Origin of the sequence: Saccharomonospora iraqiensis subsp. iraqiensis (genome assembly GCF_000430445.1) — a bacterium.
Taxonomy (GTDB): domain Bacteria; phylum Actinomycetota; class Actinomycetes; order Mycobacteriales; family Pseudonocardiaceae; genus Saccharomonospora; species Saccharomonospora iraqiensis.
The window spans coordinates 173,127-184,149 of the sequence record NZ_KE387084.1 but is presented as its reverse complement, the minus strand read 5'-3'; the positions used below and the strand labels follow the sequence as shown (position 1 = coordinate 184,149).

9 protein-coding genes are annotated in these 11,023 nt (G+C 72.0%); 2 read left to right on the top strand and 7 right to left on the bottom strand.

What is annotated here, in order from left to right:
* The 6 genes from ACTIR_RS0110670 to ACTIR_RS0110645 all read right to left on the bottom strand — a co-directional run.
* The coding region (locus ACTIR_RS0110670) for an electron transfer flavoprotein subunit beta/FixA family protein (RefSeq protein WP_411431323.1) at positions 1-369 on the bottom strand (369 nt) is incomplete at its 3' end.
* Positions 366-2,891 carry a GcvT family protein gene (locus ACTIR_RS0110665; RefSeq protein WP_026454271.1) on the bottom strand — a complete coding sequence of 842 codons (2,526 nt, stop codon included), beginning with the start codon at positions 2,889-2,891 and terminating at the stop codon, positions 366-368. The genes ACTIR_RS0110670 and ACTIR_RS0110665, both read right to left, overlap by 4 nt.
* 16 nt (positions 2,892-2,907) lie before the next feature.
* Positions 2,908-4,599, bottom strand: coding sequence for a formate--tetrahydrofolate ligase (locus ACTIR_RS0110660; RefSeq protein WP_026454270.1), 1,692 nt, complete (start codon positions 4,597-4,599; stop codon positions 2,908-2,910).
* Between the two features lie 16 nt (positions 4,600-4,615).
* Entirely contained in the window at positions 4,616-5,482 is an 867-nt protein-coding gene (locus ACTIR_RS0110655) for a methylenetetrahydrofolate reductase (RefSeq protein ID WP_034239419.1), read from the bottom strand.
* A gap of 28 nt (positions 5,483-5,510) precedes the next feature.
* On the bottom strand, positions 5,511-6,755 hold the full coding sequence (locus tag ACTIR_RS0110650; RefSeq protein WP_026454268.1) for a glycine cleavage T C-terminal barrel domain-containing protein: 1,245 nt from the start codon (positions 6,753-6,755) through the stop codon (positions 5,511-5,513).
* A gap of 389 nt (positions 6,756-7,144) precedes the next feature.
* Positions 7,145-7,834: a TetR/AcrR family transcriptional regulator gene (locus tag ACTIR_RS0110645; RefSeq protein WP_026454267.1), complete on the bottom strand. Its 690-nt coding sequence runs from the start codon at positions 7,832-7,834 to the stop codon at positions 7,145-7,147.
* A gap of 108 nt (positions 7,835-7,942) precedes the next feature.
* On the opposite strand from ACTIR_RS0110645, the gene ACTIR_RS0110640 reads away from it, so the two are divergent.
* Positions 7,943-8,767 (top strand): oxygenase MpaB family protein, encoded by an 825-nt coding sequence (locus ACTIR_RS0110640; RefSeq protein ID WP_034239345.1) that lies wholly within the window; start codon positions 7,943-7,945, stop codon positions 8,765-8,767.
* A gap of 51 nt (positions 8,768-8,818) precedes the next feature.
* Here the strand turns inward: ACTIR_RS0110640 and ACTIR_RS0110635 are convergent, their stop codons facing one another.
* On the bottom strand, positions 8,819-10,009 hold the full coding sequence (locus ACTIR_RS0110635; protein WP_026454265.1) for a TetR/AcrR family transcriptional regulator: 1,191 nt from the start codon (positions 10,007-10,009) through the stop codon (positions 8,819-8,821).
* Between the two features lie 141 nt (positions 10,010-10,150).
* Here ACTIR_RS0110635 and ACTIR_RS22730 point away from each other — a divergent pair.
* Positions 10,151-11,023: oxygenase MpaB family protein (locus tag ACTIR_RS22730; RefSeq protein ID WP_026454264.1), on the top strand; the 873-nt coding region annotated here is incomplete at its 3' end.

Below are 11,023 nucleotides of genomic sequence, written 5' to 3'. Positions count from 1 at the left end.
CCCGTCGGGCACCCCCGCCCCGTCGGCGAGGTCGGCCACCGCCCGCACGATCGCCTCGGCGGTGGCCTCGGGGTCGGTGTCGTCCCGGCCGGTGTCGACCAGCACCCCGCGGTCGGCGCCCATCGCCAGGGCGTAGCGCACCTGCTCCTCGGTCTCCGGCGGCCCGACGGCCAGCACCGTGGCGGTGCCGCCGTGCGCCGAGACGAGGCGCACGGCCTCCTCCACGGCGCACTCCTCGTGCGGGCCGAGGGTGAAGCCGAGGTGCCGGGTGTCGACCGTGCCGTCGCCCTGCAGCGGCACCTTCGCACCGAAGGCCGGCACCCGTTTGACGCAGACCAGCACGTCCATCCCACACCTGCCTTCGCTCACGACTTCATGCGTGTGTCGTCCGGGTCGAACAGCGGGGTGCGGCCCACCCGGGCCACGGTCACCGGGTACCGCTGTTCCATGTAGCGGACACCGAGTTCGGTGCCCTCCACGGCGACCGTCGGCGGCAGGTACGCCATCAGCAGGTGGGTCCCCAGCGACGGGGCGGCCCCGGCGCTGGTGACGTACGAGCCGCGGCCCTTGCGGTCGACGATCCGCTCGCCCTCCGGGGTGACCACCGGCTCGCCGCCCTGCGGGTAGCGGACCACGCCCGACGGGTCGGTGTGGGTCTCCGGCGGGCCCATCAGCAGACTGCACAGCAGCGCGGCCGGCTGGTCCTCCCGGGCACGCAGGTAGGCCTCCTTGCCGATGAAGTCGGCGGACTTGACCTTCGGCAGGGCGAGTCCCGCCTCCACCGGGTCGTGCTCGGCGTCCAGTTCGGCGCCCATCAGCCGGTAGCCCTTCTCCAGCCGCCCGGTGGTGCCGTAGACGCCGATCCCGGCGGGCACGAGTCCGTGCGGCTGCCCCGCCTCGGCGAGCACGTCCCACAGCCGGGCGCCCTGCTCGAACGGGGCGTGCAGCTCCCAGCCGAGTTCGCCGACGTAGGAGACCCGCAGCGCCAGCACCGGCACCCCGCCCACGACGATCGACTTGGCCGTGCCGAACGGGAAGCCCTCGTGCGAGACGTCGTCGTCGGTGACCGTGGCGAGCACGTCCCGCGCCCGCGGCCCCCACAGGCCGAGCGTGCACACCGCCGAGGTGACGTCGGTGAGGGTGGCGGAGCCGTCGTCGGGCAGGTGCCGGGTGAACCAGAACAGGTCCCGGGCACCGTCCGCGCCGCCGGTGATCACCCGGTAGTGGTCGGTCGCCAGCCGTGCCACCGTCAGGTCGCTGCGGAAGCCGCCGTCCGGGGTGAGCACGGGCGTGTAGATCAGCCGGCCGACCGGGCGGTCCACCTGGGCGAGCACCATGTGCTGGAGCCAGTCACGGGCCCGGGGTCCGCGGACGTCGAACTGCGCGAACGCGGACAGGTCGATCATCGCGCAGCGTTGGCGCATCGCCAGGTGTTCGGCGTCGGTGATCGGGGACCACCAGCGCGCGTCCCACTCGTGGGCGCGGTGCTGCACCTGCGCGCCGAACTCGTCCAGCAGCGGCCGGTTCGACTCGTACCAGTGCGGCCGTTCCCACCCGCCGACCTCGAAGAACTCGGCCCCGCGCGCGACCTCGCGCGCGTGGAACGGGGACAACCGCCTGCCGCGGGCCGAGTTCCACTGTTCGCGCGGGTGGACGATGCCGTAGATCTTGTTGAATCCCTCGTCGGCGCGGGCGCGCACGACGTCCTGGGTGCGCTGGTGCGGGTAGAACCGCGCGATGTCGGCGCCGTGCAGGTCGACCTCGGTGGTGCCGTGCGTCATCCACTCGGCCAGCACCCGCCCGACGCCGGGGCCTTCCTTGATCCAGACCGCGGCGGCCGACCAGAGCCCGGCCACCTCGGGGGTCTCGCCCAGCACCGGGGCCCCGTCCGGGGTCATCGACAGCAGCCCGTTGATCGCGTGCCGCACCCCGGCCTCCCGGTTGTCCAGGACGGACCCGAACAGCTCCAGCGCGTCCTCCAGCTGCGGGTCGAAGTCCTCCTGGGTGAACGGCAGCTGGGTCGGCGACAGCGCGGCGGAGGCGATCGACGGGATCTCCTCGGCGCGGTGCAGGATCGGGCGGTGGGCGTACGAGCCGACCTCCAGGTCCGCCCCGCTCTGCCGCTCGTACATCATCGCGTCCATGTCCCGCACGATCGGGTAGGCGATCTCGGTGTGGGTCTCGGCCAGTTCCGGGATCGGCCCCACGTCGATCATCTGGTGCACCGCCGGGGTCAGCGGGATGCGCGCGCCCGCCATGGCCCCGATCTTCGGGCTCCACACGCCGCAGGCGAGCACCACCGTGTCGGTGACGATGTCCCCGGCGTCGGTGGACACGCCCCGGATGTGGCCGTCCTCGACGTGCACGCCGGTGATCTCGGTGTTCGGCAGCACGGTCAGCGCCCCCTGCGCGAGGGCCTGCTGCCGCATCAGCGCCCCGGTCTGCAACGGGTCGACCACGGCGACCGACGGGGTGTGGAACCCGGCCAGGATCAGGTCCCGGTTCACGAACGGCACCAGCCGGGCCACCCGGTCGGCGTCGACCAGTTCGGACTCCACACCCCACGCGGTGGCCGAGGCCATCCTGCGCCGCAGTTCCTCCACCCGTTCCGGAGTGCGGGCGATCTCCACCCCGCCGCAGGTGGTCAGCGTGCCGAGCTTCTCGTACTGGCGCATCGAGTCCAGCGTCAGCGCGGTGATCTCCTTGGAGTGGTCCACCGGGAAGATGAAGTTGGACGCGTGCCCGGTGGAGCCGCCGGGGTCCGGCAGCGGCCCCTTGTCCACGAGCACGATGTTGCGCCATCCCGCCTCCGCGAGGTGGTAGCTCACCGAGTTGCCGACGATGCCGGCTCCGATGACGACGACGTCGGCGCGCGCCGGTAGGTCGGTCATCTCGATCCCTCCTTCGTCACGCCAGCCCCACCACCCGGCCGGCGTCGTCGATGTCGATGTTCTCGGCCGCCGGGTACGACGACAGGCCGGGCATGGTGCGCATCTCGCCGCAGATCGGGTACACGAACCCGGCCCCGGCCGAGGCGCGGACCTCCCGCACCGGCAGCCGCCAGCCGGTCGGCGCGCCCTTGCGGGAGGGGTCGTCGGACAGCGACAGGTGCGTCTTGGCGATGCACACGGGCAGCGAGCCGAACCCGCAACGGGTGTAGCTGTCGAGCTGCCTGCTGGCCGTCGGGGAGAGGTCGATGCCGTCGGCGCCGTACATCCGGCGCGCGACCGTGTCGATCTTGTCGACCAGCGGCATCTCGTCCGGGTACAGGTGCGTGAACCCCGACGGCCGGTCGCACGCGGCGGCCACCGCCTCGGCCAGTTCCGCCGCGCCCTTGCCGCCCTCGGCCACGTGCGTGCTGACCGCGCCGTGCACACCCTCCTCGGCGGCGATGTCCAGGATGGCCCGGTGCTCGCTGTCGAAGTCGGTGTCGAAGGCGTTCACCGCCACGACGGCGGGCACGCCGTGCGCGGCGATGTTGGCCAGCTGTCTGCGCAGGTTCGCCGCACCCGCGCGGACGTCGTCCGGGTTCTCGGCGAGCATCTCCTCCGGCAGCGGTTTCCCGGCCACCACCCGGTGCCGACCGGAGTGCGCCTTGAGGGCGCGCACGGTGACCACCACGACGGCCGCGTCGGGCACCAGCCCCGAGGCGCGGCACTTGATGTTGAAGAACCGCTCGGCGCCCATGTCGGCGCCGAATCCGGCCTCGGTGACGAGGTAGTCCCCGCCGCGGATGCCGATGAGGTCGGCCAGCACCGAGGAGTTGCCGTGCGCGATGTTGCCGAACGGTCCGCAGTGGACCAGCACCGGTGTCTGCTCCACGGTCTGCATCAGGTTCGGCTTGAGCGCCTCGCGCAGCTGCACGCACATGGCGCCGGCCGCCCGGAGCTGTTCGGCCGTGACGGGTTCGCCGGAGCGGTCGTAGCCGACGACGATGCGGCCGAGCCGCTGCCGCAGGTCCCGCAACGAGGTGGACAGCGCCAGTACCGCCATGACCTCGCTGGCGGCGGTGATGTCGAAGCCCGTCTGCCGCGGGATGCCGTCCTGCCTGCCGCCGAGCCCGGTGACGATCTGCCGCAGGTCCCGGTCGTTGACGTCCAGCACCCGGCGCCAGGTGATCGCGAACGGGTCGAGGTCGAGTGCGTTGCCCTTGTGCAGGTGGTTGTCCACCATCGCCGAGAGCAGGTTGTGTGCCGCGCCGACGGCGTGCAGGTCCCCGGTCAGGTGCAGGTTCATCGACTCCATCGGCACCACCTGGGAGTAGCCGCCGCCCGCGGCGCCCCCCTTGATGCCGAAGGTCGGCCCCATCGAGGACTGGCGGATGGCGACCACACCCCGCTTGCCGAGGTGGCCGAAGCCCTGGCCGAGCCCGACGGTGGTGGTGGTCTTGCCCTCCCCCAGCGGTGTGGGGGTGATCGAGGAGACCACCACGTACTTCGCCCTCGGCCGGTCCGCCAGCGCACCGACGGCGTCCAGGGAGAGTTTGGCCGCGGTGGTGCCGTACGGTTCGACGAGGTCGGGCCCGAGGCCCATGTCGGCGGCGACGTCGGTCAGCGGTTTGCGCACCGCGCCGCGCGAGATCTCCAGGTTCGACGGCATGTTGTTCCGCCCTTTCTCACTCGACCCGCCTGCGGGTCGTGCCGACCCACCGCGCGGTCGCACCGACTCTGTTGAAGGTGTAGAAGTGCAGCCCGGCCACGTCGCACCCCTCGTCGCGGCCGCGGGTGCCCAGCCGGGCCAGCAGGTCCCCGGGCCGGTGGTTGCGGGGACGGGCCAGTCTGCCGAGCGTGGAGCGGTTGGCGCGGACGAACCGCAGCGAGTCGCCGACGCCGATGCGCGCCCCCACGGTGAGCAGCTTGCCCACCTCGACCGCACCCGGCAGCCCGACCACGACCGGGAGGGTGATGCCGTGCTCGCGGGCGCGGCCGATGAACCGGCACACGGCCGTGGCGTCGAAGCACATCTGCGTGACCGTGTAGTCGGCGAAGTCCTGCTTGTCCCGCAGGGCCCGCCACAACGCCTCGTCCGGGATCGACGGGTGTCCCTCCGGATAGGACGGCACCCCCACCCGGGCGGGCCGCCTGCCCGCCTCGGTCATCGCCCGCAGCAGTGCCAGCCCGTCGGGGAAGGCGCCCCCGGTGTCGGAGACGTCGCCCCCGACGACGAACACCTCGCGGATGTCGGCCCCCTCGATGCGGTCGAGGACCTCCCGCAGATGCCCGGCGTCCCGGAGCTGCCGTGCCGCCAGGTGCGGCACCGCGTGCAGCCGTTGGGCGGTGAGCTTCTCGCAGACCTCGAGGGTCGCCTCGATGTCCTTCGACGGCGACGACGTGACGGTGACGACCGCCCGCTCCGGCAACATCGCCGTCTGCTCCAGCACCCCGGTCAGGGGCAGTACCTCGTAACGCACGCGGTCGAGCGCGGGACCGAGGGCCCGAAGGCCCTCGGTCGCCCGCCCGCCGGGCTCCTGACGCCGTAGCATGGCCGGCACCCCTTTCCGCCGTCGCTGCTCAGAGCTTCGGCGTCTCCTTGCGGGGATCGATGAACGGCTTCTCGACGACCAGGGCGCCGCGCGCCCCGTCCGGCGTGCCGACGGTGAGTTCGGTGCCCGCGGTGCTGAGCCCGATCGGCACCATGGCGAGTCCGATGTTGCGGTCCAGCCGGGGCGAGTAGCAGGCGCTGGTCACCGACCCCACCGGGGTGGTCCCCGCGGAGTACACCGGGAACGGCTCGATCATCGACCCGTCGTTGTAGCTGCCGAGCGGCCTGCCGCCGATCTCCACGCCGACCATCAGCCTGCTGATGCCGGTCTCCCGCGCCCGCCGCAGGGCCTCCTTGCCGACGAAGTCGGCCTCCTGGTCCAGATCCACCATCCAGTGGTAGTCGTAGCCGACCTCCAGCGGGTTGGTGTCCAGGGTGATGTCGCAGCCGTAGGCGAGCATCCCCGCCTCGATCCGGCGGATGTGGCACGGACCGATCGGGCGCAGGCCGTGCGGCTCGCCCGCCTCCCAGACGGCGTCCCACAACCGGCCCGCGTCGCGGGAGGCGTCGTGCAGGTAGATCTCGTAGCCGACCTCGCCGGAGTAGCCGGTGCGGCTGACCACCACGCGCATCCCGTCCAGCTCGAACTCGCGCAGCCGGTAGTACGGCACGTCCAGGATGTCGGCGCCGAACAGGTCGGTCATCACCTGCTTCGCCCGGGGGCCCTGGATCTGCAGCGGTGCGACGTCGGCCTCGCGGAGCTCGACGTTCCAGCCGCCCGCGTGGGCCAGGCCCTGCGCCCACAGCCCGACGTCGCTGTCGGCCAGCGAGAGCCAGAACCGGTTCTCCTCCAGCCGCAGCAGCACGGGGTCGTTGATGATGCCGCCGTCCGGGGCGGTGACGAAGACGTACTTGCACTGGCCGACCTCGCACTTGGTGAGGTCGCGCGGGATCAGCATGTTGGTGAAGTCGAACGCGTCGGGCCCGGAGATCTCGAGCTGGCGCTCGACGCCGACGTCCCAGACCGTCACCCCGTGCAGCAGGGACCAGTACTCGCCGACCGGGTCGCCGTAGTGCCGGGGGTGATAGGTGTGGTTGTAGACGCTGTAGGCGGCCACGCCCCGCTCCCGCGACTTCCAGAAGTACGGGGACTTGCGCAGCCTGGTGTAGAGCATCACGGCCGGGGTCTCGACGACACCGCCGGTGGCGGTGAGCGTCGGCGTGGCCGGTGCGGTGGCGGTGTTGTCGAACGTGGGGTGGATGACATCAGCCATGGGGGCACCTCGATTCGCGCCCGGAGTTCCGCGGACGAAGATCACGGGAAGGACAGAGTTGTCGCTGAAGTTGTTGCGCTATGCGCATCGCGTTGTGATATACACAACAGTGTGAGACGGCACCGGGGCGGCGTCAAGTACTCCGAAAGGGGTGAAACACCGTCCACGATCATCGGCTCCCGATACCCGGATCCCCACGTCAGGGCGGGTCAACACGCGAATTTGACAACCGGCTCGCGGGGAGGTTCGGCATTACGGACGGGCCCCGGGCGCCGACTCGGCGTCACCGGGCGTCGGGCCACGGGCCGCGACTGTCGACTCGCGGTCCGTGAGCGTCGACTCGCGGGACTGGAGCGTCGACTCGCGGGACTGGAGCGTCGACTCGCGGGTCAGTCCGGGGTCGCGACGCGGAGGAACAGGGTGGTGCAGCGGTCGACGACCTCCTGCTCGGTCATCGCCAGTGCGCCCGTGAGCCAGGACGACAGCACCTGGGCCAGGCCGCCGACGAGCAGTTCGGCGGTGAGGTCGAGGGCCGTCGCGTCGCTGGCACCCACGTCGGTGGCAACCGCGTCGGTGGCACCCGCGTCGGCGATGGGACCGGTGGCGTCCGGAGTGGGCAGGCCGTAGAACTCCCGCGCCTGTCCCACGAGCAACCGGACGAACATGCGCGTGGAGGCGACCCGGCGGCGGGCCACCACCGCGTCGTCCAGGGAGGGTGCGAACAGCAGGTGCCCGCGACGCGGGTCCTCGGCGATCCGCCGCACCAGCGTGCCCAGACCCGCGCGCACCTTCGCCTCGGCACCCTCCGCGGCCCGCACCGACTCCAGGGTCCGCTCGGCGATCGTGGCGACCACGTCGTCGTACACGGCGGCCACCAGCGCGTCCCGGTCGGCGAAGCTCTCGTAGAAGTAGCGGGTGGCCAGGCCCGCCTGCCGGCACACGCCCCGCACCGACAGTCCGCGGTCCCCCTCCGCCGCGCCCAGCAGTTCCAGTCCGGCCTCGAGGAACCGGGCACGCCGCCCGGCCTGTCGGTCCGCCCCGGCGACGCCGCCGTAGGTGCGCAGGGAGGTCCGTTCCATCCCCCCATCCTGACACCCCGCCCTTGACAGTCCCGTGCGCACCACGGTCCACTATCTGCCAACGGTCGTATTCAGATCAGGGCCGCGGCCCCGTGGGGAGGAGACACCGTGAGCGCCACACGCACGAGTCCGGAGATCCGACAGAAGACGGTCATCGGAGCGGGTCTGCTCGCCGGCGGGGCGAACGTGATCATGCAGCTCGCGTTGCCCGCGGTCGGGTACGGCGTCGTCGAGAGCACAGTGGACAGTGGGAACATCTACAAGCACCCGGTCAAGCGCACCCGGACCACCCTGACCTACCTCGCCGTCGCCATGCTCGGCACCGACGAGGAGCGTGCCGCGTACCGGCGTGCGGTCGACCGCCGACACCGGCACGTCCGGTCCGGCCCGTCGAGTCCGGTCCGCTACCACGCGATGGACCCGCACCTGCAACTGTGGGTGGCCGCCTGCCTCTACAAGGGGGTCGAGGACGTCTACCGGGCGTTCGTGGGCGAACCGGACCCGGACACCACCGACGAGCTCTACCGGCACTCGGCCGCTCTCGGGACCACGCTGCAGGTTCGCCCCGACATGTGGCCCGTGGACCGCGCCGCCTTCGAGCGCTACTGGAAGGACTCGCTGTCCGCGATCGACATCGACGACACCGTCCGCGAGCACCTGCTCGGCATCGCCCGGCTGCGCATGTTCCCCCGCCCGGTGAGCCTGCTGTTCGGACGGTTCAACGAGTTCGTCACCACCGGGTTCCTCCCGCCGGAGTTCCGGGAGCAGATGCGGCTGGACTGGTCACCACGCCGGCAACGGCGCTTCGACCGGCTCATGCGGCTGATCGGCACGACGGTGCTGCACCTGCCCCGGCCGCTGCGCGAGTTCCCGTACAACCTCTACCTGTGGGACCTGCGCCGCAGGTTGCGCCGGGGTGCGCCACTGATGTGACACCGGGCCGCTCGCGCACCGGGCCGCATGCCCACGGAGGGGCGGTCCCGCTCAGGACGGCAACGCCGCGGCGGCCAACGCGGCCACCTGTTCCGGGCTCGCGATCCGCTCCCGGCCCATCGCCTGATCGTGCACGATGTTCAGCGCCGCGTGCACGGCCAGCCGCACCCGGGTCGACCGGGGCCCGCCCCGCCGGGCGGCGACCAGGCGCACCCACTGGTCGATGTGGTCACGCTGGGCCCGGCGCAGCGCGTGCCGGTCGTCGTCGGGCAGGTTCTCCGACTCGGTCAGATACACCGCGGCCAGGTCGCTGTTGCGCAGCGCGAAGTCCACATAGGCCCGGATCAGCGCGCGCAGTGCCTCGTCCGCGTCGGCGGCACCCTCGATCGCCTCCCCCGTGGTGACGGCGAGCCGGTCGGTGGCGCGGTAGTACACGGCCGCGAGCAGGTCCGCCTTGCCGCGGAAGTGCCGGTACACACCGGACGCGCCGATCCCCGCGGCGGCGCCCAGATCCTCCATCGTCACCCCGTGGAAACCCCGTTCCCGCAGTGGCCGGGGCGCGGCCACGAGCAGGCGTTCCCGTCGGGACAGGAACTTTCCCCGCGCCGCCTCCCGGACGGCGGGCATCTCCGTGGTCGGCGGCGGGAGCTCCGTCGCCAGGACACGGTCGGCGATCTCCCGAAGCCCGTCCGCCGCGGTCCGCGCGGACACCGGGATGCGGTGCACCCCGAGGCTGGCGATCGCGCTGCACGCGGCTGAGGCGATCACGACGGCGTCCTGTTCGGACAGGTCAGGGCGGGTCGCCGCGAGCCGGTCGGCGACCACACCGAGCACCGCCTCGATCGCCCCGGTGAACCGCGCGTGTTCGGCCGGTGCGAGATAGCGACTCTCCCGTTGGTACAGCGCGACGCTGCCCCGACGTTCCACGACCAGGCGCGCGCAGCCGCGGATCAGCGCGTCGAGCTGCTCGGACGGTGTCCCGGTCGCCGACCGCGCGGTGGCGACCAGTTCGTCCAGCCGTCCGGAGACCTCCTCGGCCACGTGCGCCAGGATCGCCTGCTTGCTCGGGAAGTGCTTGTACACGGCGGGTCCGGTGATGCCCGCCTCGGCGGCGATCTCGGTGAGTCCGACGGTGTAGTACCCCCGCCTGCAGAACAGCTCCGCGGCGATCGTGGCAATCTGCCATTTGCGGTCGATCCGGGAACTGTCCCGCATCCGTTCGCGGGCACTTCGTTCGGACATCCTCGCCCTCCGCGGTGGGTGAACCCGGCTCACACCTGGTGAAACGACTCTACTCGGGCGCGACCGGTGGTCTTGACAACCCCTGCGACGAGCCGACATGGTTAATCAGCATTCGCACCGGCGCGAAGAGCGGAGGGTCGCATGACGCACCAGGACCCGACCTGCACGGAGTCGCTGCCCGGCCCCGGCGCGGTCAGCTGGAGACGGTTCGGCGTCGCACCCGGTGTCTTCCTCGCGGGCACGGGCCTGCTGCTGCAGGTGGCACACCCGGTGGTCGGTGCGGGAGTCCGCGACCACTCCGAGTTCCGGCGCAAGCCGTGGAAACGGGCGTGGGACACGCACCTGTCGACCCTGCGGTTCGTCTACGGCATGGGCGGTGGTGCCGACGCCGAAGGACGCAGGCTCATCGACGTCCACCGCGACATCAAGGGCGTCGACGACGCGGGGCGCCGCTACCACGCGCTCAACCCCGGGGCCTACGCCTGGGTGCACCTGACACTGGCGCGCTACCTGGTCGACACCGCCGACACGTTCGGCCCCCCGATGGACGCCGACGAGCGGGAGACCCTGTGGGCCGAGTTCCGCGCGATCGGCTTGGCGCTGGGCCTGAAGTCCCATCACATGTCCGCGACCTGGGCCGAGGCGGAAGAGGTCTTCGACCGGACGGTCCGGGAGACCCTGGAGGCCAACGACAGCACGACGGACGTGCTCGAGGCGCTGACCCACCCGAGGCGACCGACCCGGCTGCTGCCCGAACCGTTGTGGCGGGCGGCGATCGGACCGGCGGGACGACTCGTCCGGTTCACCACGGTCGGCGCCCTACCCCCGGTGCTACGGCAGCGGCTCGGGATCGGCTGGACCACCCGGGACGAGCGGGCGTTCCGCCGGTTCGCCCGGGTGGTCGGCGCGGTGCACCGGCGTCTGCCGGAGCCGTTACGCTACGCGCCGGCGGCATACGGACTGATCCTGCGTGGCCGCGCCCGGGAACGCGCCGCCCGCCGGGGCACGTCCCGC